The organism is Nocardia sp. bgisy118, assembly GCF_057708605.1.
The window spans coordinates 101,731-127,298 of record NZ_JBYISM010000010.1; the positions used below are offsets into that span (position 1 = coordinate 101,731).

At 68.8% G+C, this 25,568-nt stretch carries 26 protein-coding genes; 11 read left to right on the plus strand and 15 right to left on the minus strand.

Annotated elements, in window-relative coordinates; genetic code table 11:
* Window positions 1-39 precede the first annotated feature (39 nt).
* Both AC3EO7_RS14980 and AC3EO7_RS14985 read left to right on the plus strand, forming a co-directional pair.
* Entirely contained in the window at window positions 40-438 is a 399-nt protein-coding gene (locus AC3EO7_RS14980) for a winged helix-turn-helix transcriptional regulator (RefSeq protein ID WP_435591490.1), read from the plus strand.
* Between the two features lie 47 nt (window positions 439-485).
* The gene (locus tag AC3EO7_RS14985; protein WP_431971251.1) at window positions 486-902 is read left to right on the plus strand and encodes a PPOX class F420-dependent oxidoreductase; all 417 of its coding nucleotides are present in this window, start codon (window positions 486-488) and stop codon (window positions 900-902) included.
* Between the two features lie 75 nt (window positions 903-977).
* Here AC3EO7_RS14985 and AC3EO7_RS14990 read toward each other — a convergent pair whose 3' ends face one another.
* The gene (locus AC3EO7_RS14990) at window positions 978-1,676 is read right to left on the minus strand and encodes a polysaccharide deacetylase family protein (RefSeq protein ID WP_435591491.1); all 699 of its coding nucleotides are present in this window, start codon (window positions 1,674-1,676) and stop codon (window positions 978-980) included.
* Between the two features lie 236 nt (window positions 1,677-1,912).
* Window positions 1,913-3,313 carry a dihydrolipoyl dehydrogenase gene (gene lpdA / locus AC3EO7_RS14995; protein ID WP_431957818.1) on the minus strand — a complete coding sequence of 467 codons (1,401 nt, stop codon included), beginning with the start codon at window positions 3,311-3,313 and terminating at the stop codon, window positions 1,913-1,915.
* Between the two features lie 154 nt (window positions 3,314-3,467).
* Between lpdA and AC3EO7_RS15000 the strand changes: the two genes are divergently transcribed.
* Together AC3EO7_RS15000 and AC3EO7_RS15005 are read left to right on the plus strand one after the other, a co-directional pair.
* Window positions 3,468-4,517 (plus strand): AraC family transcriptional regulator, encoded by a 1,050-nt coding sequence (locus tag AC3EO7_RS15000; RefSeq protein WP_431971249.1) that lies wholly within the window; start codon window positions 3,468-3,470, stop codon window positions 4,515-4,517.
* 289 nt (window positions 4,518-4,806) lie between these two features.
* Window positions 4,807-5,841, plus strand: a complete 1,035-nt coding sequence (locus AC3EO7_RS15005; RefSeq protein WP_435591492.1) for an NADP-dependent oxidoreductase — start codon at window positions 4,807-4,809, stop codon at window positions 5,839-5,841.
* Between the two features lie 56 nt (window positions 5,842-5,897).
* On the opposite strand, the gene AC3EO7_RS15010 is transcribed toward AC3EO7_RS15005, so the two are convergent.
* Window positions 5,898-6,872 carry a dipeptidase gene (locus AC3EO7_RS15010; RefSeq protein WP_435591493.1) on the minus strand — a complete coding sequence of 325 codons (975 nt, stop codon included), beginning with the start codon at window positions 6,870-6,872 and terminating at the stop codon, window positions 5,898-5,900.
* A 208-nt stretch (window positions 6,873-7,080) separates the two neighbouring features.
* On the opposite strand from AC3EO7_RS15010, the gene AC3EO7_RS15015 reads away from it, so the two are divergent.
* Both AC3EO7_RS15015 and AC3EO7_RS15020 read left to right on the plus strand, forming a co-directional pair.
* Entirely contained in the window at window positions 7,081-7,626 is a 546-nt protein-coding gene (locus tag AC3EO7_RS15015) for an AMIN-like domain-containing (lipo)protein (protein ID WP_435591494.1), read from the plus strand.
* Between the two features lie 118 nt (window positions 7,627-7,744).
* Entirely contained in the window at window positions 7,745-9,814 is a 2,070-nt protein-coding gene (locus AC3EO7_RS15020; protein ID WP_435591495.1) for a prolyl oligopeptidase family serine peptidase, read from the plus strand.
* A 123-nt stretch (window positions 9,815-9,937) separates the two neighbouring features.
* Here AC3EO7_RS15020 and AC3EO7_RS15025 read toward each other — a convergent pair whose 3' ends face one another.
* The 7 genes from AC3EO7_RS15025 to AC3EO7_RS15055 all read right to left on the minus strand — a co-directional run bounded on the left by AC3EO7_RS15025 (window position 9,938) and on the right by AC3EO7_RS15055 (window position 14,527).
* A complete protein-coding gene (locus AC3EO7_RS15025; protein ID WP_431971244.1) occupies window positions 9,938-10,798 on the minus strand; it encodes an alpha/beta hydrolase family protein in 861 nt (286 codons plus the stop codon).
* 61 nt (window positions 10,799-10,859) lie between these two features.
* A complete protein-coding gene (locus AC3EO7_RS15030; protein WP_435591496.1) occupies window positions 10,860-11,492 on the minus strand; it encodes a TetR/AcrR family transcriptional regulator in 633 nt (210 codons plus the stop codon).
* 252 nt (window positions 11,493-11,744) lie between these two features.
* Entirely contained in the window at window positions 11,745-12,539 is a 795-nt protein-coding gene (locus AC3EO7_RS15035) for an HAD-IIA family hydrolase (RefSeq protein ID WP_435591497.1), read from the minus strand.
* Window positions 12,540-12,696: 157 nt separating this feature from the next.
* Window positions 12,697-12,879 (minus strand): hypothetical protein, encoded by a 183-nt coding sequence (locus AC3EO7_RS15040; protein ID WP_435591498.1) that lies wholly within the window; start codon window positions 12,877-12,879, stop codon window positions 12,697-12,699.
* Between the two features lie 4 nt (window positions 12,880-12,883).
* On the minus strand, window positions 12,884-13,891 hold the full coding sequence (locus tag AC3EO7_RS15045) for a putative FMN-dependent luciferase-like monooxygenase (protein ID WP_435591499.1): 1,008 nt from the start codon (window positions 13,889-13,891) through the stop codon (window positions 12,884-12,886).
* Window positions 13,888-14,052 (minus strand): hypothetical protein, encoded by a 165-nt coding sequence (locus AC3EO7_RS15050; RefSeq protein WP_431971240.1) that lies wholly within the window; start codon window positions 14,050-14,052, stop codon window positions 13,888-13,890. Before AC3EO7_RS15050 ends, AC3EO7_RS15045 begins: the two co-directional genes overlap by 4 nt.
* Before the next feature lie 16 nt (window positions 14,053-14,068).
* Window positions 14,069-14,527 carry a MarR family winged helix-turn-helix transcriptional regulator gene (locus AC3EO7_RS15055; RefSeq protein WP_431971239.1) on the minus strand — a complete coding sequence of 153 codons (459 nt, stop codon included), beginning with the start codon at window positions 14,525-14,527 and terminating at the stop codon, window positions 14,069-14,071.
* Window positions 14,528-14,631: 104 nt separating this feature from the next.
* On the opposite strand from AC3EO7_RS15055, the gene AC3EO7_RS15060 reads away from it, so the two are divergent.
* The 3 genes from AC3EO7_RS15060 (at window position 14,632) to AC3EO7_RS15070 (ending at window position 17,231) form a co-directional block, all read left to right on the plus strand.
* Window positions 14,632-15,609, plus strand: coding sequence for an SMP-30/gluconolactonase/LRE family protein (locus AC3EO7_RS15060; protein WP_435591500.1), 978 nt, complete (start codon window positions 14,632-14,634; stop codon window positions 15,607-15,609).
* A gap of 18 nt (window positions 15,610-15,627) precedes the next feature.
* A complete protein-coding gene (locus AC3EO7_RS15065; RefSeq protein WP_435591501.1) occupies window positions 15,628-16,317 on the plus strand; it encodes a ZIP family metal transporter in 690 nt (229 codons plus the stop codon).
* A gap of 188 nt (window positions 16,318-16,505) precedes the next feature.
* On the plus strand, window positions 16,506-17,231 hold the full coding sequence (locus tag AC3EO7_RS15070; protein ID WP_431971236.1) for a DUF6585 family protein: 726 nt from the start codon (window positions 16,506-16,508) through the stop codon (window positions 17,229-17,231).
* Window positions 17,232-17,343: 112 nt separating this feature from the next.
* Here AC3EO7_RS15070 and groL read toward each other — a convergent pair whose 3' ends face one another.
* Together groL and AC3EO7_RS15080 are read right to left on the minus strand one after the other, a co-directional pair.
* Entirely contained in the window at window positions 17,344-18,969 is a 1,626-nt protein-coding gene (gene groL / locus AC3EO7_RS15075) for a chaperonin GroEL (protein WP_431971235.1), read from the minus strand.
* Between the two features lie 259 nt (window positions 18,970-19,228).
* On the minus strand, window positions 19,229-19,531 hold the full coding sequence (locus tag AC3EO7_RS15080; protein WP_431971234.1) for a hypothetical protein: 303 nt from the start codon (window positions 19,529-19,531) through the stop codon (window positions 19,229-19,231).
* A gap of 155 nt (window positions 19,532-19,686) precedes the next feature.
* Here AC3EO7_RS15080 and AC3EO7_RS15085 point away from each other — a divergent pair, with 155 nt between their 5' ends.
* Entirely contained in the window at window positions 19,687-20,361 is a 675-nt protein-coding gene (locus AC3EO7_RS15085) for a suppressor of fused domain protein (protein ID WP_431971233.1), read from the plus strand.
* Between the two features lie 46 nt (window positions 20,362-20,407).
* Window positions 20,408-22,465, plus strand: coding sequence for an NAD(+) synthase (locus tag AC3EO7_RS15090; protein ID WP_435591502.1), 2,058 nt, complete (start codon window positions 20,408-20,410; stop codon window positions 22,463-22,465).
* A 187-nt stretch (window positions 22,466-22,652) separates the two neighbouring features.
* Here AC3EO7_RS15090 and AC3EO7_RS15095 read toward each other — a convergent pair whose 3' ends face one another.
* The 3 genes from AC3EO7_RS15095 to AC3EO7_RS15105 all read right to left on the minus strand — a co-directional run bounded on the left by AC3EO7_RS15095 (window position 22,653) and on the right by AC3EO7_RS15105 (window position 25,541).
* Entirely contained in the window at window positions 22,653-23,390 is a 738-nt protein-coding gene (locus tag AC3EO7_RS15095) for a Clp protease N-terminal domain-containing protein (protein ID WP_435591503.1), read from the minus strand.
* Between the two features lie 72 nt (window positions 23,391-23,462).
* Window positions 23,463-24,551: an NAD(P)/FAD-dependent oxidoreductase gene (locus AC3EO7_RS15100; protein ID WP_435591504.1), complete on the minus strand. Its 1,089-nt coding sequence runs from the start codon at window positions 24,549-24,551 to the stop codon at window positions 23,463-23,465.
* 96 nt (window positions 24,552-24,647) lie between these two features.
* Window positions 24,648-25,541, minus strand: coding sequence for an RNA polymerase sigma-70 factor (locus tag AC3EO7_RS15105; RefSeq protein ID WP_431971229.1), 894 nt, complete (start codon window positions 25,539-25,541; stop codon window positions 24,648-24,650).
* Window positions 25,542-25,568: the final 27 nt, after the last annotated feature.

Below are 25,568 nucleotides of genomic sequence, written 5' to 3' on the forward strand. Positions count from 1 at the left end.
TCCGCAAACACTTTGGTCAAGTCGGGTACTATCGAAGACATGGACACCCAGCGCATTCCGTCGGCGGACACCGACGACCCCACGCTGGAAGCCGACGTCTTCGCGCGAAACTGCACGTCGCGGCCAGTTTTGCAGAATGTGACCAGCCGCTGGGGCATCCTCGCCATGGTGGCGCTGCGGGAGGGGCCGTACCGATTCAGCGCGCTGCGCAGGCGCGTCGACGGTGTGAGCGAACGCATGCTCTCGCAGACATTGCAGGCCCTGGAGCGCGACGGCATGGTGCATCGCGAGGTGCAGGAGACCATCCCGCCGCGCGTCGAATACACCCTCACCGAACTCGGCGCCGAGGTGGCCGACCAGCTCGAGGCGCTCATTCAGGTGGTGGAGACGAACATGCCACGGGTCCACGAGGCCCAGGCCGCCTATCACCGCGATTGATCGCGCCCGCCGGGAACGACCGCGCCCGGCGATCGGTTGCAGGTGACATGGAACTCTCCGAAGCCGTCGATTTCGCTCGCTCCGCTCGCCGTTCCGTGCTGACCACCATCCGCCGCAACGGCAGGCCGCAGCTGTCCAACGTGCTGCACGTCGTCGGAGACGACGACGTCATCCGCATCTCCATCACCGCCGACCGCGCCAAGTACCACAATCTGCGGCGCGACCCCTGGGCCGCGCTGCACGTCACCCGCGACGACTTCTTCGCCTATGCCGTCCTCGAAGGCACCGTCGAACTCACGCCCGTCGCCGCCGAACCCGATGACCCCACCGTCGAGGAACTCGTCGCCTACTACCGCTCGGTCTCCGGCGAACACCCCGACTGGTCCGATTACCGGCGCGCCATGGTCGAAGAACGCCGCGTCCTCGCCCTCTTCACCCCCACCAACGCCTACGGCATGCTCTGATCCACTCGCTCGCACATCGTCACCGGCCGAGCGCATTCGCCCTGCGGCGGCTCGTTCCGCCCGATAGACCCCGGCTCAGCGGGTGAGGAGTTGCGAGACGGAGAGGAAGGTGTAGCCGTCGGCGCGCAGTTCGGCGACTATGCGCGGGATCGCGGCGAGGGAGTCGGGGTTGCTCATGACGTGCAGCAGGACGATGGAGCCGGGGCGGACCTCGGCGACGGTTTCGCGGACGACGTCGTCGGTGCCGGCCACTGTGCCGGAGTCGGGTTCGACGTCCCACATGACGGTGGTGCGGTCGTGGTCGGCGAGATATTCGGGCAGCGACCAGAGTTTCTTGCCGTAGGGCGGGCGGAAGGTGATGGGGCCGAGGTAGCCGGTCTTCGCGATCTCGGCGTCGGTGTCCTCGATCTCGGCGCGCACGGTCTTGTCGGAGACGAACACCATCCGCCGGTGGTTGTAGGTGTGGTTACCGATCTCGTGGCCCGCGGCGGCGATCGCCCTGCCCGCCTCCGGCCGCGCCGCGAGATCCCGCCCGTTCAGGTAGAAGGTGGCGGTAATGCCCGCGTCGGCAAGGACTTTCAGCACTTCGGGCGCGCGGTCGGAAGGTCCGTCGTCGAGCGTCAGCGCGACCACCTTGTCCGCGGTGTCGACCCGATCCACCAGCCGCCCCGCCACCTGATAGGTGCGCGAGTTCATCAGGAAATAAGTGCCGACCCCCACCAGCACGACGAGCACGAGAGCGAGCGCGAACCCGATCGACCACCGGCGAAGCATCTTCGCTGTATATCAGAAAATCGCGCCGAACCACTGCGCGCCAACCGCATTCGGCCGACCGGAGCGCAACATCCCCGCTCTACCCAACCACCCCCGGGGCGAGTCTTACGAGCCCGTTCGCGGCCCGTCTCGCTTCCGAGCGGTCGAGACGCACGCGACGAAGTCGCAAGTCTTGACCGCTCGGAAAGCGAGACACTAGTGGGCCGCGAACACGCGCGCGCCAGCGCGCCAATGATTCAGAAGTTGATCATGTGGCCCGCGAGGCCGTGGATGGCCTCCTGCAGCGCCTCGCTGAGCGTCGGGTGGGTGTGCACGTTGCGGGCGAGCTCGTTGACCGTGAGGTCCCACTTCTGGGCCAGGGTCAGCTCGGGCAGCAGCTCCGAGACGTCGGGCCCGATCAGGTGGCCGCCGATCAGTTCGCCGTACTTGGCGTCGGAGATCAGCTTCACGAAACCGGTCGCGTCGCCGAGACCGTGCGCCTTGCCGTTGGCGGTGAACGGGAAGGTCGCGACCTTCACGTCGTAGCCCTCGGCGCGCGCCTGCTCCTCGGTGAGACCGAAGCTGGCCACCTGCGGCTGGCAGAAGGTGGCGCGCGGCATCATCCGGTAGTCGCCGAGGGTGAGGGTCTCCGCGCCGCCGATGGTCTCGGACGCGACCACGCCCTGCGCCTCCGCGACGTGCGCGAGCTGCAGCTTGCCGGTGACGTCACCGATGGCGTAGATGTGCGGCACGTTGGTGCGCATGTAGTCGTCGATGGCGATGGCGCCGCGCTCGAGCTGCACGCCGGTGTTCTCCAGGCCGTAGCCCTCCACCCGCGGCGCGAAGCCGACAGCCTGCAGCACCTTGTCGACGGTGACGGTCTCCACCGCGCCGGTCTTGTTGTCCTTGATCGAGACGGTGACCTTGGATCCGTCGTCGTTCATGGACTGCACGGCCGCACCGGTGGTGATGGTGATGCCGAGCTTCTTGTACGCCTTGGTGATCTCCTTGGAGACGTCGGCGTCCTCGTTGGGCAGCGCGCGGTCCAGGAACTCCACGATGCGCACGTCGACGCCGTAGTTCTTCAGGACGTAGCCGAACTCCATGCCGATCGCGCCCGCGCCGACGATGAGGATCGAACCGGGCAGGTCCCTGGTCAGGATCTGCTCTTCGTAGGTGACGACGTTGGCGCTGAGCTGGGTGCCGGGCAGCAGCTTGGTGACGGTGCCCGTCGCGATGATCACGTTGTCGAACGTGACGGTCTCGGTGCCGCCCTTGGACAGCTCCACCGCGAGCGTGTTCGCGTCGACGAAGGTGCCCTTGCCGTCGAACTCGTCGATCTTGTTCTTCTTCATCAGGAAGTGGACGCCCTTGACCCGGCCGTCCGCCACCTTGCGGCTGCGGTCGAACGCCGCGCCGAAGTCGAAGCTCGCCTCACCGGAAATACCGAAGGTCTTGGCTTCTTTGGTGAAAATGTGCGCGAGCTCGGCATTGCGCAGCAACGCCTTCGACGGGATGCAGCCCACGTTCAGGCACACACCGCCCCAGTATTTCTGCTCGACGATCGCTGTTCGCAGGCCGAGTTGAGCGGCACGGATCGCGGCGACATAACCGCCGGGACCAGCGCCGAGAACGACGACATCGTAGTGGGAAGTCACGTCACCGAGCCTAACTCCGCCGTGCGAAGTTCACCCACCGTGCCCCCGCTTCGGTGAGATGACGAACACGCGCGGTCGAATCGGCGCCGGACGGGCGCCGACGAGGCCGCGCCGAGCCGGGCGTGCGCGGCCTCGACCGCACTACTGTTGGCTCGTGACGAACAGCGGATCGAGCGGTGCGGGCCCGGCCCGGCCGCTCGATCCGATCGACGGCACCACCTCGACTCATCTCGTTCGCCTGGTCCGTGATGTCGTCCTGCTATCGAAGCCGGACCCCGCGCGGCTGGCCCGCATTCCCGCGATCGACGACGCCGCGCTGGCCGGTGAACTCAACCGGATTCCGCTGCGCTCGCTGGTCGATCTGTGGGAGCTGCTCGCGCAGAGCAGGCCGGAGCCGGGCACCGGTCTCGCGGTGGCGGCGGCCGCGCCCCTCGGCACCCTGACGACCTGGGACTACCTCGTCACCAACGGACCGACGCTGGCCGACGCACTGCGTTCCGCTCAGCCCTATCACCGGCTGGTGACCGCCGCCGAGGAGGGCTTCGAGCTGGACCATCCCGGCGAACTCACCGTCGGCTACCGCACCTCGGCGGGCGACCCCGCGGTCGCCGCGGTGGTCAACGAGTACGTCCTCGCCTACTACCTGCGGCGCGCCCGCGAGGCGACCGGACGCCCGGTGATCCCTGTCCGCCTCACCTTCAGCCGGTCCGCTCCCGCCGGCCACGGCGCGCTGACCGCCGCCTTCGGCACGGATCGCATCGAGTTCGACGCACCGGCCGACACCATCACCTTCTCCGCGGCCGACGCCGCCGCGCCGCTCCCACGCGCCGACCCGATGCTCGCCGACCTGCTCCGCAGCCACGCCGACCTGGTGCTGGCGGCGGCCAAGCCGGTCCCCGGCCCGCTGGAGTCCTTCCGCCTCGCCCTGAACGCGACCCTCGACGACGGCCAACCATCACTCGCCGCGGTCGCCCGCCGCCTGGCCGTGAGCCCACGCACCTTGCAGCGTCAGCTCGCCGAACACGACACCGGCTGGCGCCACGAGGTCGACCTCGCCCGCTACGAACGCGCGAAATCCCTTCTGGACCAGGGGTTCACCACCGCCACCGTGGCCCAACGTCTCGGCTTCACCGACGACCGCGCCCTCCGCAAAGCCTTCCACCGCTGGACCGGCACACCCCCAACCGCCCGGCGGCACACCTGACGCGCCGCCCCCACACGCCTCGCAGAGCAATCAGCCCTGCAGGCGCGATGGCGTCCTCACACACCTTCGTCCTCACACACCTTGCACACGCCTCACAGAGCGCTCAGCCCCTGCGAGGCGTGTGAAGTCTTTGCGAGGCTGCGGCCAGCGGGGCACATCGTTGAGCAGGGTTGGCGCGTGGGGGCCGGGTGGTGGCGCCGCGGGACCTGGGAAGGCGTTGGGGGTGGTCATAACGTCGGAGGCACCGGATCGAATGGTTCGGAATGTTCTCGGAGAAAGCGCGAAACAGATGAGCAATCAACCGATTTCAACCGCGGTGGTGCCGGTGAGCACTCGCGAGATCCAGCTGGCGTCGCGTCCCGGTGGTGCGCCGACCGCGGCGAACTTCGCGTTGGTGACCCGCCCGATTCCCGAACTCGCGGACGGCCAGATTCTGGTGCGCAACACCTGGATGTCGGTCGATCCGTACATGCGCGGGCGGATGGACGATCGCCCGTCCTACATCGCTCCGTTCCAGGTCGGCGAGGCCATGGAGGGCTCGGCGGTCGGGGAGGTGATCGCCTCGCGGGCGGCGCGGATCGCCGTGGGCGATCAGGTGACCCACTTCGGGGGCTGGCGCGAGCACGCGGTGCTCGACGCGGAGCTGGCGACGCCGATCGACACGACCGCGGCCGCGCCGCAGCACTTCCTCGGCGCGCTCGGGACCACCGGCCTCACCGCGTACGCGGCGCTGACCGACGTGGCGCCGGTCCGGCCCGGCGACACCGTCTTCGTTTCGGCGGCGGCGGGCGCGGTGGGCAGCGTCGCCGGGCAGATCGCCAAGGCGCTGGGGGCGGGACGCGTCATCGGCTCGGCGGGCGGACCCGCGAAAACGAGCCTGCTGCTGGACGAATTCGGGTTCGACGCCGCCATCGACTACCGCGCGGGCGATCTGGCCGGACAACTCGCGGCGGCCGCCCCGGAGGGTATCGATGTCTACCTGGACAGCGTCGGCGGCGAGCACCTGCGCGTCGCCGTGGCGGCCATGCGACCGAAGGGACGCGTGGCGCTGGTCGGCGCGATCAGCGGCTACAACGGCGCGACAGGCGAGCCGGGCCCGGACCTGTATCTGGCCGCCACCAAGGAGGTTTCGCTGCGCGGCATGCTGGTGACCAGCTACTTCCCGGTCTTCGGCGAGTACATCGCCAAGGCCGCCGCCTGGCTCGCCGACGGCACCCTGCGCACCAGGGAAACCGTCTACGAAGGGCTCGATCAGGCGCCCGCCGCGTTCCTCGGCGTGCTGTCCGGCGCCAACACCGGAAAAATGCTCGTGCGACTGGGGTGAGGGCGAACTCGAGGTCCCGCCGGACACCACCGTCCGCTCCTACCGGCTGAGCCGGGTCAACTCCGCCACACCTGCTCGGCAACCCGACGGAAATTCCCGCCGAGCACCGCGGCTCGCTCCTCCTCGGTGAACCCGCGCGCGGCGAGTTCCGCGTCCAACCCCGCCCCCACGCCGACGCCGAGCAGGTCCTCCGGCGGAACCCATTGCAGTGGGCCCCATTTGGTGTATGTCTCGGAGAACGCCGTGGGGTTCGCGAGCAGTTCGGCGTTGAAGTCGGCGGCGTCGAAGGAGTAGTCGGAGCCGACGCCGATGTGCTCGATGCCGACCAGGTCCGCGCCGTAGCGGATGTGGTCGGCCATCGCCGCGACGCGCTCGGCTCGCTCGTCGGCCGCATTGCGGCCCAGGAAGATTCCCACTCCGTTGATGCCGATGACGCCGCCGGTCTCGGCGCAGGCCCTGGCTTGTTCGTCGGTGATATTGCGCGGGTGATCCCACAGCGCGGCGAAATTGGCGTGGCTGTAGATCATCGGCACAGCGGTGCACGTGGCGAGGTCGAGCCCCGTGCGCCGGGAACAGTGCGAGCCGTCGACGAACACGCCGACCTCGTTGAGCTTGCGCACCAGGTCCCTGCCGTAGGCGGTGAGGCCGGTGTCCTCGGTGTCCAGGCAACCGCAGCCTGCGGCGTTGGCGTGGTTGTAGGTCGGCAGCAGCGAGCGCACGCCGAGTTCGTGGAACACCTCGACGTTGTCCAGGTCGCCGCCGAGCGGACCGGCGTCCTCGAGATCGAAGGAGAGCGCGATCCGCTCCGGATCGCCGATATCGTCCAGACCGGCGATGAGCCGGAATCGCCCGTCCGCCAGCGCATCCCGGCGGAACTGCCGCACCAGTGCCAGCGCGTCGGCGGTGTTCTGCCGCGAGTATCCGATGTTCACCGACAGGTGGGAGCCGAGCGGATACCTGGCCAGCTCCGTGATGTCCGCGGAGGGCAGCAGCGGCAGACAGCAGTGCTGTTCCCACAGGAAGGGGGGCAAATCGGACTCCTGTCGCTCGGTACGGGATTCCGATCCTAGAAGCAGGGTCGAACGAAACCCGTCCGAGACTCGAGCGTGCGCACGGTGAAGGGCGGTACGCGAGGCGGCGAATTCGAGACTGATCCGCGACCCGACTGCGGCTAACGGATCATCCGATTCGACCGATTTCCAAGATGTTTCAATCCCCCACTGCCCAAGGTGGTGCGACGTGCATCGCTTCCTCGTGCTGATTTCCGCGCTGGTCGCCGGAATCGGACTCCTGATCATCCCCGGCCCTGCGCTCGCGGCTCCCTCCTCCTGCGGAGTGGACTGGGGTTCGCTGGACAGGTCGAACCCGAGCCATTCGACTGCTCCGATCACGAATGTGCGTTCCGGTCGCCACCAGTGTTTCGACCGGCTCGTCATCGATGTCGCGGGCCCGGTCACCGGCTACCGGGCAGGCTACGTCGGCTCGGTGACCATGGACGCGTCGGGCGCGCCCGTGCCGCTGCGCGGCGACGCGTTCCTCAGCGTGACGGTGCACGCGCCCGCCTACGACGACGCGGGCAACGGCACCTACCACCCGGACGATCGCGCCGAACTGGCCAGAGTCGGCGGCTATCAAACCCTCCGTCAGGTCGCCTGGGCGGGTTCCTTCGAAGGTCAGACCACCTTCGGCGTCGGCGTGCGCGCGCGGCTGCCGTTTCGGGTGTACACGCTGGACGGACCCGGCGCAGGATCGCGGGTCGTGCTCGACGTCGCACACTTCTGGTAACCGCGCACGCAGGGACGACGTCGCTCAGCAACAATGTTGGCATGAGGGAACGCAGTGAGCGAATCATGTGCCAGCGCGCTTCGCGCATGCCGGAGCCGAGCGCCAGCGAGGCGAAGGCATGAGCGGCGTTGAGCAGAATGTGACGGATCCTTACCTCTGGCTCGAAGAAGTGACCGGCGAGCGACCCCTGGAATGGGCGCGCGCACACAACGAGGTGGTCGGTCAGCGCTTCGCCTCGACCGAGCGGTTCACCGACCTGGAGCACCGCATCCTGGACATGCTCGATACCGACACCAAGATCGCCTATCCGGGCCGTCGCGGGCGCTGGCTGTACAACTTCTGGCGCGACGCCGAGCACCCGCGCGGCCTGTGGCGCCGCACCACGTTCGCCGAGTACGCCAAGGAATCGCCCGACTGGGACGTCCTGATCGACCTGGACGCCCTGGCCGACGCCGAGGACGAGAACTGGGTGTGGGGCGGCGCGGCGGTGCTGCGCCCCGAGCAGTCGCGCGCGCTCATCAGCCTGTCCCGAGGCGGCGCCGATGCCAAGGTCGTTCGCGAATTCGACATCGAGCGAAGAGAATTCATCGCCCCGGCGGACGGCGGCTACTTCCTGCCCGAGGCGAAGTCGGAGATCAGGTGGATCGACGTCGACTCGGTGTACGTCGGCACCGATTTCGGTCCTGGTTCGCTGACCGAATCCGGGTATCCGCGCATCGCCAAGCGCTGGCAGCGGGGCACCGAACTCGCGGAGGCCGAAACGGTTTTCGAGGGCACGGTGGACGACGTCGCCGTGTCGGCGGGCTATGACCGCACCCCCGGCTACGAACGCCACTTCGTCGGTCGCGCCACCGACTTCTTCAACGAAGAGGTGCACCTCATCGAGCCGGACGGGTCGCTACGCCACATCGACGTGCCCAGCGACGCCAGCGAATCCTGGTACAAGGACTGGCTGCTGGTCCGGCTGAAGTCGCCGTGGGAGGTGGGCGGCGTGGCCTATCCGGCCGGCGCCCTGCTCGCCACCGATTTCGAGAGTTTCCTCGCGGGCGCAAGGGAATTCGAGGCGCTCTTCACCCCCGACGCGCACACCTCGCTGCACGGCTACGGCTGGACCGAGAACCACCTGCTGCTCATCACCCTGCAAGACGTGCAGACCAAGCTGCACGTGCTGACCCCGGGGCCGGCCGGCTGGACCATCGAGCCGCTGGCCGACACCCCGCCGATGGCGACGACCAGCGTCATGAACCTGGACCCGCTGGAGGGCGGCGACGAGTTCATGCTCACCACGAGCGGATTCACCACGCCCGCCACGCTGCTGGCCAGCGCGGTCGGCGGCAGCCCCGAGCAGCTCAAACAGGAGCCCGCCTTCTTCGACGCGGACGGTGTGGAGACCGAGCAGTTCTTCGCCCGTTCCGACGACGGAACGATGGTGCCGTACTTCGTGATTCGGCATCGCGACCGCAAGGACGTCCCCGGTCCCACCGTCATGTCCGGCTACGGCGGCTTCGAGGTCTCCCGCACGCCCGCCTACAGCGGCGCCTCCGGCATGGGCTGGCTGGAACGCGGCGGCACCTGGGTGATGACCAACATCCGCGGCGGCGGCGAGTACGGCCCGGAATGGCACACCTCGGTGCAGAAAGCCAACCGCCACAAGGTGTACGAGGATTTCGCGGCCATCGCCAGGGATCTGGTCGATCGCGGCATCACCACGCCCGGACAGCTCGGCGCGGTGGGCGGCAGCAATGGCGGTCTGCTGATGGGCGTGATGCTGACCAGGTACCCGGAGCTGTTCGGCGCCATCGTCTGCCAGGTCCCGCTGCTCGACATGAAGCGCTACCACCTGCTGCTGGCGGGCGCCTCGTGGATGGCGGAGTACGGCGACCCGGACAAGCCGGAGGAGTGGGAGTACATCGGCAAGTACTCGCCGTACCAGAACTCCCGGGCCGACGCCGACTACCCGCCGATCCTGATCACCACCTCCACCCGCGACGACCGCGTGCACCCCGGTCACGCCCGCAAGATGGCGGCGCTGCTCGAGGAGCAGGGCCACACGTTCTGGTACCACGAGAACATCGAGGGCGGGCACGGCGGCGCGGCGGACAACAAGCAGATGGCGTTCCAGGCCGCGCTCATCTACGAGTTCTTCACCCAGATGCTCATCGAGGGCGGCGAACGATCGGCCGACTGAACTACGCGCGGCTCGGCGTCTACCATGGCCGCACGGTAGACGCCGAGGACGGAACCGATTTCGACAGCGGCGTCGACGCCATGCTCTACGGATTCGCGGGCAGGCCGGCTACCCGCCGCGTGATCACCGGTCGCGCAGCCACTTCTCGATGCGGTCGACGGTGGAGTTCGGATCCGGGATCCAGCCGTTGTGTCCCAGCCGTTCCGGCTGATGCCACGCGGTCAGCTCGGCATCGGGCATCTTGCCGATCAGGTGCTCGGCCGACCCGCGCGGGGTGAGCTCGTCGCCCGCGATGGTGACCGACAGCACCGGGAGCTTCAGCCGGGCGATGCGTTCCTCGTAGTCGATATCGGCGCCGACCGGCGCGAACCGGCCGGTGCGCGCCAGCCGCGCCCAATCGGAGATGAGCACCTTCGACTGGGGACCGAAGCCGCCGACGGTGATCCGATCGCCCGGCCAGAAACCGGCGAGGCTGGCGGTCAGCGAGGCCGCCGCGGTGCCGAACAGCATGCCGGGACTGAACAACCCGGGATAGCCCCGGTAGTATGGCGTGCCGGAGGCGACGAGGATCAAACCGCCCAGCCTGCCGCGGATTCGCGCCGCGTACATGACGGCGAGCTGACCGCCCATGCTGTGTCCGAGCAGATACGGCGTGCTGGTCGGGAACCGGTCGCGCACCACCTGGAAGATCGCGGGGAAGTCCACCGACACCAGCTCGTGGTAGCCGTAGGTGCTGGTCGGGCTCGGCCGGGGCCGACTGTCGCCGTTGCCGCGCATTTCGCCGATGGCGGCGTCGAATCCGCGCGCGGCGAGCTGCTCGGCGACCAGTTCGTAGTAGGCGCCGGGTACGCCGAGCCCCGGCACGATCACCACGACCGGACGCGGCGCGTCGGGCGTGACCGCATGCCGGTGCTGACCCACGGCCGGGATCAACCGCACCGGGATGGTGCTGCCGTCCGGCACCTGGATCGGAACTGTCTCCATGCAGCGCACGCTACCGCGCGGCGTCGCGTACCGCCGCGCGGGCAGCCGACCACCCGGTCCGCTACGCGCCGACCGCACCCATGATCACTCGGCTGAGCACGCGGATCACGTCGTCCAGCGGCGGGCGCGGATCCGAACCGCTCCACGAATCCACCACGTAGTTCACAGCGCCGATGATCGCCAGCACCCGCATTTCGTAGTCGCCGGGCGGGATTTCCCCCTGCATGGCCGCGTCCTCGGCGGCGCTGGCCAGCAGCGAGCCCCACACCCGGCGTAGCTCCAGGCGGAACTTCTCCACCTTCGGTCCGGCGCCGACCACCTCGACGAGCGCTACCCGCGCTTTGCGCGGATCCGACCCGATGGACTCGACGTAAGCGCGCACCGCGGCATCGATGAGCTCCAGCGCCGACGCGTCGGTCTTCTTGTCCAACGCGGCCGTCACCGCTTCGCGCGACTCCTTGTCGATTTGCTCGTATAGCTCGAGTAGGAGTGACTCGCGGCCGGTGAACTCCTCGTAGAACTGTCGTGAGGAGAGCCCGGCGTCTTTACAGATGGCGCCCACCGAACTATTGGCGTATCCGTCGCGCGCAAAGACCGTCAGGCCTGATTCCAGAAAACGCGCACGCCGCTGGCGTTGCCGGTCCTCTACGGGTTGCCCGGCATACATTCGTCCCGTATTCGCATCCTGTGACATTGCGCCAGACAATACCGAAGGGCCCGATCCCCTCGTCATGGATCGGGCCCTTCGTCTCAACCTTCGACCGACCGCGCGTTAGCCGAAAGTTGGCAGCCTGGTAGCTAGATCAACCATTCCTCCGATCCGACCATCGTGACTCCCTTGTCACTGGCTGTTTGCCGAAAGGGACGATACCCAGTGATGCGCCGCGCCGGAAGGCTTTTGGAGGAAATTAGTAGAACTTTTTTCGGACGAACCGGTCCCTCTTCTTCACACGGCGTCGCCGCTGGTCGACAACAGTTCCGGCAGCGCGGCGACGGAGTCGATCACATGGTCCGGTGCCGTTATGGCCGCCGCGAGCACGCCGGGCCGGAATTTGCCGGTGCGAACCAGCACCCCGGACATGCCGACGGCTTGCCCGGCCAGCACATCGGAATGCAAGTCGTCGCCGACCATCACGATCTCGGCGGGCTCCAGGCCCATGAGTTGCGCGCAGGTGCGAAACCCTGTGGGAGCGGGCTTGCCGACCACCTCGATCTCCGCGTTGCCCGCCGCCGAAAGCCCCGGTAGGTACGCGCCCGCGTCGATCCGCAGTCCGTCGTCGGTGGCCCAGGTGAGGCCGCCCTGCATCGCAACGGCGGGCACGCCGTCCAGCATGAGCTCGGCAACGCGACTGAGCGCGCGGTGCGTGAATTCCGTTCCGGCGCCGCCGATCACCACCACATCGGGACGGTCCTCGACGAGCTCGAGCCCGGCGAGATCCTCGGCGATGTCCCCGTGATTCAACAACCAGACCCGGGCACCCGGATAGCGGCGCCGCAGAAATTCGGCGGTCAACCGGCCCGCCGTGACGATTTCCCCGGTATCGATCTCGAATCCGGCGCTCTGCAATCGTTTGCCGATCTCGGCGCAGGTGCGTGACGTGGTGTTGGTGAGAAATGCTCGGCGCAAACCCCTTTCGCGCAATTCGCGCACGGCGGACGACGCTCCGTCGATCGGCCGCCAGGAAGTAACCAGCACGCCGTCGATGTCGTAGAGCACGCCTCTGATCTCGCCGCCCGACATGAATTCAGCCTACGACCGCATCGGGCGTCCCGCACGCGGACCGGCCGCAGGTCTGCGCGCCCACCGCCACGCGCCCGGCGCGACGCGGCGTCGCCCGGCGCCGGCACCCGCTCGTCGGTCGGTCTCCCAGGGAGGATCGACGTGCGCGGCGCCGGAATCACTGGGCTGCAACGGGTTCGGACGCCATCGAGCGCCCCGGCGCCAAGGTGGCGGCGACCATCGCCAGCGCCGGCAGGAACACCTGGGCTCCGTCGACGTCGAAGTACTCATCCAGCAGCAGAATGCCGAGGGCAGCGGCTGCGTGCTCTGCGCCGAGCACCGCATCGACGACATCGGTCACGGGACTACCGTTCGGATGCGCGCCAACCCAGGCACGGCGCGACTTCGGCGGCGATCAGCTCGATCGATCGCAGGCTCGCTCGCTGGTCGGGGTCGACGGGATGGATCTGGACGATGAGGTCGGTGGCATCGGCCACCGCGGTGTCGGCCGCGAGGGCCGCCGCGACCTCGTCGGGGGTGCCGACGTAGGAGTCGCGCAGCACCTCCTCGACGGACTCGGCGAACTCCGGAATGCCCGCGGCGCGCAGATGTTCGAGAAATCGCAGCGCGCCGCGTTCGGCCAGACGTGTCGCCGACTCGTGGTCGTCGGCGACGAACACGCTGCGCGAGGCCCCGATGCGGGGCGCGATGTCCGCGGGCAGCGCGGCCGAGTACGCCTCGATCAGCGCGCGCTGCACCTCGTCGAGCCGTGCATGGGGCGCGGCGCGATCGCGCGGCTGTGTCCGCGAAAGCAGCAGACCCGCGCCCGCCGCGCCCGCGAGTTGCGCTCCTGACACGGAAAATGTTGCGTGCCAAAGGTTCTCACGCAGCGTTTCGGTGCGCGGGTGCAGGCTCCGGCCGGGAACCAGCTCCTCGCCGCGCAGGGCCGAGGTCGCCTTGGCCAGCTTGTCGGCGTACACCCGCTGCCGGTCCTCGCTCGCCACCCCGAAAAGCTCGAAGGAACTCTTGGAACCCCCGCTGCCGAAACCCAATTCGAGGCGGCCGCCGGAGAGAACATCCAGCACGGCGGCGTCCTCCGCGACCCGGATCGGATCTTCCAGCCCGAGCGTCACGATCGCGGTCCCGAGCCTGATGCGGCTCGTCTTCGCCGCCGCGTGCGCGAGAAACACCAGCGGCGAGGGCAATCCGCCCTCCGCGGGGTCCACGTGGTGCTGTGCGACCCAGGCCACGTCGTAGCCGAGGCGCTCGGCCAGCTCGATCTGCTCCAGCGCGTAGCGGTACACCTCGGCGGCGTCGTGGCGGTCCTCGGAACGGACCAGCCGGGTGAACAGGCCGAGACGTTTACTACTCATGCGGTCACCTTTCCCAGGTACGCGTCGCGGACGGCAACATTGTCCAGCAGTTCCTCTGCGCTGCCGCGCAACACGATCTGTCCGCCGCGCAGCACGTCGCCGGTGTGCGCGATGGACAGTGCCGGCTCGGCCTGCTCCCAGGGTGCGGAAGATTCGGACAAGCGTCCTGGTTCGGTACTACTTCCCCGGCGCGTCCTGCGCGCGGGTCGCTTCGTAGGCGTCGGCGCAGCGGGTGAGCAGGTCGCGGAGGGTCTCGCGTTCGGCTGCGGAGAACGACGCGTCGACCGCCCGCTCCACCCGGATCGCGCGCGCGTCGGCGTCTTCCATGGCCGCTTCGCCGCGTTCGGTGAGGCGGGTCTCCAGCACGTTCTTGTGCCACGCGTGCGGGGTCCGTTCGATGAACCCCCGCTCCTGCAAGTTGCCGAGCACGGTGTTCATGGTCGGCGGCGTGACGCCGCAGAGCCGGGCGAGGGCGGCGGCGGAGATCCCCGGGTTCTCGGAGAGGTGCAGCAGCGCGGAGTACTGGGCCACCGTGACGCCCGCGGGCTTCAGCGCGGCGTTCTTCGCCGTGTTCAGCGCCTGCTCCGCGCGCTTCACATACGAGCCGATGCGTTCGGAGGCGGGCATGGACGTCATGCCTGGCATCGTATCCGCTCGTTATTTCATTAGAGTCTTGACGAACATTAGAACTCTAATCTATGTTCGCATTCGATCTACAACAGAAGACGAAAGGCTCGAGCATGCCAACCACACGCCCACTGGCGATCGCAGCTCTCGCGCTGGCAGCCGCGCTCTCCGCGTGCGGCTCCCCCGACGACAGCCCGCGCGTCGCCACCGCCTACGAACTCCCCGGCGATCGCGTCTATCCCGAAGGCATCGCGCTGGATGCGCGCACCGGCGACACCTACGTCGGCTCGTACACCACCGGCGCGATCTACCGCGCCACCCCTGGCGCGGAGAAGGCGAAGGTCTTCCTGCCCGAGGGCGCCGACGGGCGAAAGACCGCCAACGGAATGAAAGTGGACGGGGCAGGCCGACTCTGGGTGACCGACTCGACCACCGGTGTCGCCGTGTACGACACCGGCAACCGCGCGCTGATCGCGCGGTTCGACGTGCCCGGCGCCGACCCGCGCTTCGTCAACGACGTCGTCATCACGCCGGACGGCACCGCCTACCTCACCGACAGCGTCCGCGCGGTGGTCTACCGGGTCACGCCCGATCAGGTGACCGCGGCCGCCGCGCAGGGCGGACGCGGGGAACTGACACCGCGATTCGAGCTGGCGGGCGTCATCGAGCCGCGCGAGCCAGGAGGATTCAGTCTCAACGGCTTGGTCGCGGACTCCTCCGGCCGCTACCTGCTGGTCGTCGACATGGTCGGCGGCGACCTCTATCGCGTCGACCTCACCGCCGACGCACCGATCCGCAAGGTCGACCTGCGCGGCGGCGACCTGATCAACGCCGACGGCCTCGACCTGCGCGGCGACACCCTGTGGGTGGCGCACAACAGGACCAACACGATCTCGCGCTGGACCCTGAGCGAGGACGGCGCCGCGGCGCGGCCGGCCGCACGGCTCACCGACGAGTCGCTCGGCATCCCAACCACTTTGGTGCGCGACGACGAGCGCACGCTGGTGGTCGCTTCGCAGTTCGACAAGGGCGGACCGATGGGGGCGGGCACTCCGGGCGTCTTCCGCGTCGTCGCGGTGAACGGTATCTGAGCCTTTAGGGTGAGCGGCATGGTGACCGCACTGCTCTACGGTCTAGGCACCGCGGTGCCGTTGCTCGTCGGCGCGGCGATCGGACTGCGCTGGACGCTGCCGAGGGCGCTGCTCGCCTCGCTGATGGCCTTCGGCTCCGGCACCATGATCGCCGCGGTCTCTTCGGAACTGTTCGCACCGGCCTTCCACCAGGCGGGTGTGCTGATCGCCGGTGCGGCGCTGTTCGCGGGCGCCGGGGTCTACGTGGTCGCCAGCCATCTGATCGAGACCAGGCTGGGTCCGGCCGCCATCGGCTGGGCGCTGATGCTCGGCACCATTCTGGACGGCGTGCCGGAGAACACCGCGCTCGGCGTCTCGCTGACCTCGGGCGGCGGGCTGGTGCTGCTGGTCGCGGTGGCCGTCGGCAATGTGCCGGAGGCCATCGGCGGCGCGGCGCTGATGCGTCGCGAACACGGTTTCGAACAGGTCCGCGCGTTCGGACTGTGGGCGGCGACGGGCGCCGTGCTCGTTCTGGTGACCGTGCTGGGAAACAGTCTGTCGGACAATCTCTCCGCCACCCACATCAGTGCCGTGCAGGCATTCGCGGGTGGCGCGACCATTGCCGTGCTGGCGGATTCGCTCATGCCCGAGGCCTATCGCGAGGGCGGCTGGTGGGTCGGAATGGCCACGGCAGCAGGTTTTCTGGTCGCCTTCGTGCTCCAGGGCTGAATCCGCCGCAATAGCGACACGCGTATTTCCGGGGGTTGCGGTAGCGGTATTCGGTCCGGTGACATACGCTTCGCGCGGATGAAAACCGCCTCATGGAGGGACTATTGACCACTCCGAGCACGCCGGAGGACGGTGCAGGCGGAACCGATGTCCGGCGAACAATACCGTTGTCGCAGCTTGTCCACTTGATGGCCGAATACGAAAAGCTCGGCACACACCGCCAGACTTTCCTCCCCGCACCGGTGAGCGACACATTCGTGCGCGGATGCGGCATCGTCGCGGGCGGACTCGCCGCGGTCGGTGTCATCTGCGCGGCGGTGGGCTCGGTCGGGGGCGGAATCGCGGTCGGGGTCGTCGCGCTGCTGCCCGCCACACTGGCCTCGGTGCGCGGGCGACAGAACCGCCAGAACCGCTCGGCCCGGCTGGATCTGTTCGACCGCGGCATGACCGTGTACCGCTCCGGCGAGCAGATCGCCGGGTTCCGCTGGGACACGGCCGAAGTCCGGCAGCAGGTCATCCCGTTCCAGAACACCGCGCACACCGAATACTCGCTGGAGATGAGCGGTCCGGACGGGGCGCACGCGTCCTTCGACGACACCGAATTCGCCGACGCGCGCGAATGGGGCAGGGCGATCCAATCGGCCATCACCGGAACCCAGCTGCCGCGCGCCGTCGCCACCATCGACCGAGGCGACATCATGCAATTCGGCGATATCGGCTTGGACCTGACGGCCCTCATCTTCCGCAATCAGGTCTATCCCTGGGAACGCATCCAGCTCATCGACGCCCGCAGCGGCTTGGTCCGCATCAAGGTCGACGGCACCTGGATCTCCCTCGCCCCCGTCGCCGCCATCCCCAACTTCTACATCTTCAACGAACTGGCCGAACGCCTCCGCCTCCCGGCGACCGCCTGAGACCGGTTACGCCGAGTCGACTCCGTTCTGCCACAGCGTGATACGCGGAAGGCCGGTCCACCCGAGGGGTGGACCGGCCTTCGTGACTAGCGAGAACTCGCCGATCCGGGGATCAGAAGTCCATGCCGCCCATGCCACCGGTCGGGTCGCCGGCGGGAGCGGCGGCCTTCTCCGGCTTGTCGGCGACGACGGCCTCGGTGGTGAGGAACAGGGCCGCGATGGAGGCCGCGTTCTGCAGCGCCGAGCGGGTGACCTTGACCGGGTCGGCGACGCCGGCGGCCAGCAGGTCCTCGTACTCGCCGGAGTCGGCGTTCAGGCCGGAACCCGCGGGCAGGTTCGAGACCTTCTCGGCGACCACGCCGGGCTCCAGGCCGGCGTTGAAGGCGATCTGCTTCAGCGGAGCCGACAGCGCGACGCGCACGATGTTCGCGCCGGTGGCCTCGTCACCGGTCAGGTTCAGCGCGTCCAGCGCCGGAGCCGACTGCAGCAGGGCCACGCCACCACCGGCGACGATGCCCTCTTCGACGGCAGCCTTCGCGTTGCGGACGGCGTCCTCGATGCGGTGCTTGCGCTCCTTGAGCTCGACCTCGGTGGCCGCGCCCGCCTTGATGACCGCGACACCGCCGGCCAGCTTGGCCAGACGCTCCTGCAGCTTCTCACGGTCGTAGTCCGAGTCCGAGTTCTCGATCTCGGTGCGGATCTGCGCAACGCGGCCCTTGATGGCCTCCGCGTCGCCCGCGCCCTCGACGATGGTGGTCTCGTCCTTGCTGATGACGACCTTGCGGGCCTGGCCGAGCAGCTCGATGCCCGCGGTCTCCAGGGAGAGGCCGACCTCTTCGCTGATGACCTCGCCGCCGGTCAGGATGGCGATGTCGGCCAGCTGGGCCTTGCGGCGGTCACCGAAGCCCGGGGCCTTGACGGCGACGGACTTGAAGGTGCCACGGATCTTGTTCACGACCAGGGTCGACAGGGCCTCGCCCTCGACGTCCTCGGCGATGATCAGCAGCGGCTTGCCGGCCTGGATGACCTTCTCCAGCAGCGGCAGCAGGTCCTTGACGGTCGAGATCTTCGAGCCGACCAGCAGCAGGTACGGGTCCTCGAGGACCGCTTCCTGACGCTCCGGGTCGGTGACGAAGTAACCGGAGATGTAGCCCTTGTCGAAGCGCATGCCCTCGGTCAGCTCCAGCTGGAGGCCGAAGGTGTTGCTCTCCTCGACGGTGATGACGCCTTCCTTGCCGACCTTGTCCATGGCCTCGGCGATCAGCTCACCGATGGACGCGTCGCCGGCCGAGATACCGGCGGTGGCAGCGATCTGCTCCTTGGTCTCGACCTCCTTGGCGGTGTCGAGCAGCTTGGCGGTGACGGCCTCGACGGCCTTCTCGATGCCGCGCTTCAGACCCAGCGGGTTCGCGCCGGCCGCGACGTTGCGCAGGCCCTCGCGCACCAGCGCCTGAGCCAGGACGGTGGCGGTGGTGGTGCCGTCGCCCGCGACGTCGTCGGTCTTCTTGGCGACTTCCTTGACCAGCTCGGCGCCGATCTTCTCGTACGGGTCCTCCAGCTCGATCTCCTTGGCGATGGACACACCATCGTTGGTGATCGTGGGAGCGCCCCACTTCTTCTCCAGGACAACGTTGCGACCCTTGGGGCCCAGCGTCACCTTGACCGCGTCGGCGAGGCTGTTCAGACCCCGCTCGAGGCCGCGACGGGCCTCTTCGTCGTACGCAATTGTCTTGGCCATTGCGTTGAGATCCTCCATTAGTAATGGGGCTGACACACAGGACGACCCCTTTCGGATCGCCCCATTTACGCTGGCCAGGTTCGGTGCCCGCGACGGACGACCGAGGGTGTCGATGAAACCCGGTCTCACCGTCCCGACCCTGGCACTCACAGGTCGAGAGTGCCAAAGCCATTTCTAGCACTCGAGGGTGGCGAGTGCAAGGTTCGGGGCGGACCGGGCGCACCTCCGGCGGTGCGCGGTCCCCGGGCGGGCTCGGGTCTCAGTGCCGGTCGTCGATGCGCAGAACCAGCGCGACGAACGCGTCGGTGCGGCGATCCTCCGGCGTCCTCGGTTCCTCGTTGTCCACGGTGACGAGCTCGGCGTCGTGCAGCAATAGCTCGGCCTCGATGCGCATGATGGCCCGGATGAACGGTGGCGCCACCTCGGGCGGCAGATCGCCGTTCACGATGTATTCGCCGTCCGGCCCGGATTCGGTGGAAACATACGACAGGGCGAGCAACAGGTCCGCGCGATGTTCACCCGCGACTAGGTCGGAATCCGTGTCTGCCGATTCATCCGCCATCGCTATAGCTTAGCGGTCGACGGTGACGACATTCGGCCGAGCAACCGGCGGGCACACTCCGCACCCTCCCTCCCGCAGCGCCCCGGACCCGAATCAGGGGCTCACGGCTGAGTCTGCGGAAATTCGCGTCCGCACGGACCCCCTACAGTGACCAGGTGAGTGTTGGACCCGGCCGGGATGCGATCGAGGAAGTCCTGGCACAGCTGTACGGCGAGCTACAACCAGTGCACTGGACGGTCGGGCACCCCTGGTCATTGGGCGGACCCGACCCGCTGGAGGGTGTCAGCGCGTACCCGCGGACCGATCCGGTCCCGCATTGGCACTACATCGGGTACGGCATGAGCGAGCTCGGCGAGAAGGAATGGGACGACCCGGCGGTCTCCGGGTGGGGGTTCGAGTTCACCTTCCGGCTCGCCGGCGACATCGGCGCGGCGCAGGCGCCGATCTGGCCCGCACACTTCCTGCAGGATCTCGCCAGGTACGTCTTCCAGTCGGGCAAGTGGTTCGAGCCGGGCCACACCATCAAGGCGAACGGGCCCCTCGCCGCCGACCGGCCCGATTCGGCGATCCAGGCCGTCGGCTTCGTCACCGACCCGGAGCTGGGCGCCATCGCCACCCCCAACGGCCGGGTCGCATTCCTCCAGATCGTCGGCCTGACGAAGACCGAGTACCAGGCCGCGCTGGGCGGAAAACTGCTCGCCCTGTTGGACGGCCTCGCGCCGCGGCTGCCGCTGTTCGTCACCGATATCGATCGGGAATCGCTGGTCGCCGCGCCCAAGCCGCAGGCGCAGTGGCCACGTTGGGGCGGCGGATTGCGCGGGCGCGCGTAGATTCCGCGGTGGAACACGATCGCGTTCGATCCCGAAAGGGGACGAGATGGGCGGACTGCCGTTCGATTCGATGTACCGGCACGGGTTCGCCCGGGTCGCGGTCGCGGTGCCGAGGGTGCAGGTCGCCGATCCGGCGTACAACGTCGAGGAGACGCTGCGCCTGGCGCGTCAGGCGGCCGCCGACGGCGCGGTGCTGACAGTGTTTCCCGAGCTCGGCCTCTCCGCCTACACCGCCGACGACCTGTTCCATCAGGACGCGCTGGACGACGCGGTGGACGCGGCGCTGACCGAGCTGGTCGCCCAGAGCGCCGACATCGACACGGTGCTCCTGGTCGGCGCGCCGGTGCGCTCCCAGGGGCGACTGTTCAACTGCGCCATCGCCGTCTGCCGCGGGCAGGTGCTCGGCGCCACGCCCAAGAGCTATCTGCCGAGCTATCGCGAGTTCTACGAGAAGCGCCAATTCGCCGCCGCCAGAGAGAATCTCGTGGGCCACCTCACGATCGCCGGGCAGCGCGCGCCGTTCGGCGCGGATCTGCTGTTCACCGCGACCAACCTGCCGACCTTCACTTTTCACCTCGAGATCTGCGAGGACGGCTGGGTGCCGCTGCCGCCGAGCGGTTACGCGGCGCTGGCCGGAGCGACCGTGCTGGTGAATCTCTCGGCCAGCAACATCGTGATCGGCAAGGCCGACTACCGCAGGGCGCTGTGCACCTCGCATTCGGCGCGATTCCTCGCCGCCTACCTGTATTCCGCGGCGGGACATGGCGAGTCGACGACCGACATGGCCTGGGACGGGCAGGCGCTGGTCTGCGAGAACGGCGATCTGCTCGCCGAGGGGGAACGCTTCGCCGACCACCCGCAGCTGGTGACGGCCGATCTCGACCTGCAACGCTTGGCCGCCGACCGGCTCCGCACCACCAGCTTCGCCGACAACGTGCACGACCATCGCGAGCGGCTGAGCGCCATGCGCCGCATCGAGTTCGACCTGCCGGTGCCGGCTGCTGCGGTGGGTCTGCGCCGCGAAATCCAGCGTTTCCCTTACGTTCCCGCCGATCCGGCCGCGCGCAACGAACGCTGCGCCGAGGTACACCACATCCAGGTGGAGGGCTTGAGCACCCGGCTGCGCGCGACCGGCCTGCGGCGACTGGTGATCGGCGTCTCCGGCGGGCTGGACTCGACCCAGGCGCTGATCGTGGCCGCCAAGACCATGGACCGGCTCGGCCTGCCCCGCGCGAACGTCCTGGCCTACACCATGCCGGGATTCGCCACGAGCACGCGGACCCGCACCGACGCCCACCGGCTGATGGCGGCGCTCGGAGTTACCGCGGCGGAGATCGATATCCGCCCCTCGGCGACGCAGATGTTGCGCGATCTGAATCATCCTGCCGCCGAGGGTGTTCCGCAGTACGACGTCACCTACGAGAACATTCAGGCCGGCGAGCGCACCTCGCATCTGTTCCGGCTGGCCAACCAGCACGGTGCGCTGGTGGTCGGCACCGGCGACCTCAGCGAACTGGCACTCGGCTGGTGCACCTTCGGCGTCGGCGACCACATGGCCCACTACAGCGTGAACGCCTCGGTGCCGAAGACCTTGATCAAATATCTGATCGCCTGGTCCGCCGACATCGGGCAGTTCGGCCCCGAGGCGTCGGAGGTGTTGAAGTCCATTCTGCGGACCGAGATCTCACCGGAGCTCGTGCCGGGCGCCGATGCCGACGGCGACGGGCCGAGTCAGAGTTCCGAGGCCACCGTCGGCCCGTACGAGCTCCAGGACTTCCACCTGTACTACCTGCTGCGCTTCGGCTATCGGCCGAGCCGGGTGGCGTTCCTGGCCAGGCATGCCTGGTCGGACCCGGAACGCGGACCGTGGCCCGACTTGATCCCGGCCGATCAGCGCAACGCCTACGATCTGCCGACCATCAAGCGCTGGCTCGCCGAATTCCTGCGGCGGTTCGTCCAGACCAGCCAGTTCAAGCGGTCGACCCTGCCCAACGCGCCGAAAGTCGGCTCCGGCGGCTCGCTCTCGCCGCGCGGTGACTGGCGCGCGCCGAGCGACGCGTCGGCCGCCGCCTGGCTGGACGAGCTCGAGCGCAACGTGCCATGAGCACGGCGACGCGCGGTCCGCACGATCCGGCGACGCCGCGCACATTCGGCATACGCGTACCGAAAACCGTTAAGCAGCAACACTATCCGACCATCGTTCAGGCGCCGACGCGTCCTGGTGACCGGCCGGAGTACCACGGCGACCGGGGCGGCGGCGAGCGCGACCCGAGCGCCGCGGCGCCCCTTCTTCATGGCTTCTGGGCGGCGATCACCGACAGCAGTTCCACCAGGTGCGTTTCGGTCTTCGCCTTGTCCATGCCGAGGCCGGTCAGCAGGCCCGCACCGTTCTCCTGTTCGAGCAGGGCGAGCAGGATGTGCTCGGTGCCGATGTAGTTGTGGCCGAGGCGAAGCGCCTCGCGGAAGGTGAGCTCGAGCGCCTTCTTGGCCTCGGGGTCGAAGGGCACCAGAGCGGCGGGGCCGTCCTCGCCGGGCTCGGCGGGCGGCAGGGCGGCGGTCGCGGCAGCGTGCACCTCTTCCAGGCCGAGGCCCGCGGTGAGAATCTCCTTGGCGGCAAGGCCTTCGGGCTCGCTCAGCAGTCCGAGCACCAGGTGGACGGGCCCGATGAGCTTGTTGCCCGCGGTCTGCGCGGCCTGCTGCGAGGCCATCACCACCGCGCGGGCGCGCGGGGTGAACTTGGCGAATCCGGCGTTCGGATCCATCGCCGCGGCCTCGGCCGGGTCGCCCGGGCCCTTGGCCACGAACCGCTTCTGCGCAGCCTGCTTGGTGACGCCCATGCTGGCGCCGATGTCGGTCCATGACGCGCCGGATCGGCGGGCCTGGTCCACGAAGTGGCCGATCAGGTGATCGGCCACTTCGTCGAGGTGCCCCGCGGCGATGACCGCGTCGGAGAGCTGCTCGAGCACGTTGTCCGGCCGAGCCTTCTTGATGGCGGAGATGAGGTCGTCGAGACGAATCGAGGAAGTCATGCGTCAACCATAAGTTGACGCATGAGGATCGTCAACCTTTAGTTGACGATCTTGTTCGGCAGCTCCGCGCCGCTATCGCAGCCCGGCCGCGCCTGCCGCACCGCGCACGATGAGCTCCTTGACCCGCGCCCCGAGCCGCCCGCGCAGCACGGTCCGCGCCGGGGTGTCGTCGGCGTGCAGCAGCTGGACGACGGCGTCGCGGCGACCGAGGCCGATGCACTGGAGGATGTATCGGAAGCGCAGGTCACGCGGGTCGCGCCCGCGCAGCCGCGCCGCCACCACGTCGGCCGCGTACTTTCCGGTGGGCAGCGCCGTCGCGCATGCCATCCGCAGCGACCGTCCGCCCGGACCTGCGATCACCGCGCTGTCGCCCGCGGCGTAGATCTCCGGATGCGAGATCGAGCGCAGGGATTCGTCGGTCAGCACCCGGCCCGCGCCATCCACCGCGAGACCGGCGCGGGCGGCGAGATCGGGTACGCCGAATCCGGTGGTCCAGACCGTGGTCCCGGCCGCGACGAATTCATCGCCCGCGAGCCGGACACCGTCCTCGGTCACCTCGACCACCTTCACCTCCGCGTGGATCTCGACGCCGAGCTTTTCCAGCACCGCCCGGATGTGCGCGGCGGCCTTCGCCGAGAGCCAGGCGCCGGGTTCGTCGGCGCTGAGCAGCACGACGCGCGAATCCGGCTGAGACTCGGCGATTTCGGCGGCCAGCTCGATGCCGGTGGCGCCAGCGCCGACGACGGCGATCGTTCCGTCGGTCGCCGTCCACGCCGAATCCTCCGGTGTGGCAACGGACCTGGCGAATTCCGCGACGCCGGGCACGCCGCCGGGATCGGCGAGACTGCCCAGCGCGTAGATCAGCACGTCGTAGTCGATGGAATCTCCGCCGTCCAGCTCGATCCACTTACCCGCGGTGTCGATGTGCGTCGCTCGCGCCAGGACGAACCGAATACCCTTGCGCTCCAAGATCTCCGCCAAGTCCCAGCGACGCAACCGCTGCCCGGCGACCTGCTGGTGCAACCGCACCCGCTCCACGAACTCGGCGCGGGCGTCGACAACGGTGATCCGCGCGTCCCCCGCCCGTCCGGCCAGCCGCCGCGCCGCGGCCAGACCCGCGTATCCGGCGCCCAGAACGACGATGTGCTGTTTCCCGGTCATGATGTGGCTCCTCTCGTTGGCCGATACCCCTCAGACTGGATCGGCCCCCGATCCCTGACAGCCTGCGGCATGAGCCGCGTCACACCGTCCGAGCGACTACGACGACCGGTCGGCCGCGGCGAAATAGGCCAGCTTGTCGGGGTTGACGACGAGGTGCAGTGCGCGCGCCCGATCGCCGTCCAGCTCGATGCCGACTATCAGCATGGGAGTTTCGGTGACCCGGACAACCACCGCGAGGGCGCCGTTGACCTCCTCGACGGCGATCGCCATCCCGGGGACCTCCCAGCGGAACAGGCCCACGAGGTAGCGCGCCACCCGGTCGGCGCCGCGCACCGGCCGCCGAGCGGCGTTGATCCGGCCGCCGCCGTCCGCGACGGCGGTGACGTCGGCCGCGAGCATCCGGCCGAGCGTGTCGACGTCGCCGGAGCGGGCGGCCGCGAGGAAACGCTCGATCAGCGCCCTGGCATGACCGGGTTCGACATCGAAGCGCGCCCGGCCGTCGCGCACGCGCTGACCGGCTCTCCGGTAGGTCTGCTGCGAACTCGCCTCGGTGAGGTCGAGCATGTCGGCGATCTCGCGATGGGCGTAACCGAACGCCTCGCGCAACACGAAGACGGCTCGCTCCACCGGGCTCAGCCGCTCCAGCGCGGTGAGCAGCGCCAGCGAGACGAGCTCGCGTTCCTCGACGGTCTCCAGCGGGCCGAGTTCGCCGTTCGCGGTGGCCACCGGCTCCGGCAGCCACGGGCCGACGTAGGTCTCGCGCCGCGCCCGCGCCGAAACGAGCCAGGTGCGGCAGAGATTCACCACGGCGGTGGTGAGCCAGGCCTCCGCGGACCGGATGGTGGCCCGGTCGGTGCCGTCCCAGCGCAGGTAGGTCTCCTGCACCGCGTCCTCGGCCTCGGCCGCCGAGCCGAGCATGCGGTAGGCGAGCGCGAACAACCGCGGCCGATGCGCCTGGAATTCGCGCAGTCCGTCGGGTTCCACCGTCACGTTCCTCCGCGCTCGCCTGCCGCGTTC

Bases quoted from the DNA above. Each gene is read 5' to 3' on its own strand.
- AC3EO7_RS14980 (WP_435591490.1), top strand. From the start codon at position 40: ATGGACACCCAGCGCATTCCGTCGGCGGACACCGACGACCCCACGCTG.
- AC3EO7_RS14985 (WP_431971251.1), top strand. From the start codon at position 486: ATGGAACTCTCCGAAGCCGTCGATTTCGCTCGCTCCGCTCGCCGTTCC.
- AC3EO7_RS14990 (WP_435591491.1), bottom strand. From the start codon at position 1,676: ATGCTTCGCCGGTGGTCGATCGGGTTCGCGCTCGCTCTCGTGCTCGTC.
- AC3EO7_RS15005 (WP_435591492.1), top strand. From the start codon at position 4,807: ATGAGCAATCAACCGATTTCAACCGCGGTGGTGCCGGTGAGCACTCGC.
- AC3EO7_RS15020 (WP_435591495.1), top strand. From the start codon at position 7,745: ATGAGCGGCGTTGAGCAGAATGTGACGGATCCTTACCTCTGGCTCGAA.
- AC3EO7_RS15025 (WP_431971244.1), bottom strand. From the start codon at position 10,798: ATGGAGACAGTTCCGATCCAGGTGCCGGACGGCAGCACCATCCCGGTG.
- AC3EO7_RS15030 (WP_435591496.1), bottom strand. From the start codon at position 11,492: ATGTCACAGGATGCGAATACGGGACGAATGTATGCCGGGCAACCCGTA.
- AC3EO7_RS15035 (WP_435591497.1), bottom strand. From the start codon at position 12,539: ATGTCGGGCGGCGAGATCAGAGGCGTGCTCTACGACATCGACGGCGTG.
- AC3EO7_RS15045 (WP_435591499.1), bottom strand. From the start codon at position 13,891: ATGAGTAGTAAACGTCTCGGCCTGTTCACCCGGCTGGTCCGTTCCGAG.
- AC3EO7_RS15055 (WP_431971239.1), bottom strand. From the start codon at position 14,527: ATGACGTCCATGCCCGCCTCCGAACGCATCGGCTCGTATGTGAAGCGC.
- AC3EO7_RS15060 (WP_435591500.1), top strand. From the start codon at position 14,632: ATGCCAACCACACGCCCACTGGCGATCGCAGCTCTCGCGCTGGCAGCC.
- AC3EO7_RS15065 (WP_435591501.1), top strand. From the start codon at position 15,628: ATGGTGACCGCACTGCTCTACGGTCTAGGCACCGCGGTGCCGTTGCTC.
- AC3EO7_RS15070 (WP_431971236.1), top strand. From the start codon at position 16,506: ATGGCCGAATACGAAAAGCTCGGCACACACCGCCAGACTTTCCTCCCC.
- groL (WP_431971235.1), bottom strand. From the start codon at position 18,969: ATGGCCAAGACAATTGCGTACGACGAAGAGGCCCGTCGCGGCCTCGAG.
- AC3EO7_RS15080 (WP_431971234.1), bottom strand. From the start codon at position 19,531: ATGGCGGATGAATCGGCAGACACGGATTCCGACCTAGTCGCGGGTGAA.
- AC3EO7_RS15090 (WP_435591502.1), top strand. From the start codon at position 20,408: ATGGGCGGACTGCCGTTCGATTCGATGTACCGGCACGGGTTCGCCCGG.
- AC3EO7_RS15095 (WP_435591503.1), bottom strand. From the start codon at position 23,390: ATGACTTCCTCGATTCGTCTCGACGACCTCATCTCCGCCATCAAGAAG.
- AC3EO7_RS15100 (WP_435591504.1), bottom strand. From the start codon at position 24,551: ATGACCGGGAAACAGCACATCGTCGTTCTGGGCGCCGGATACGCGGGT.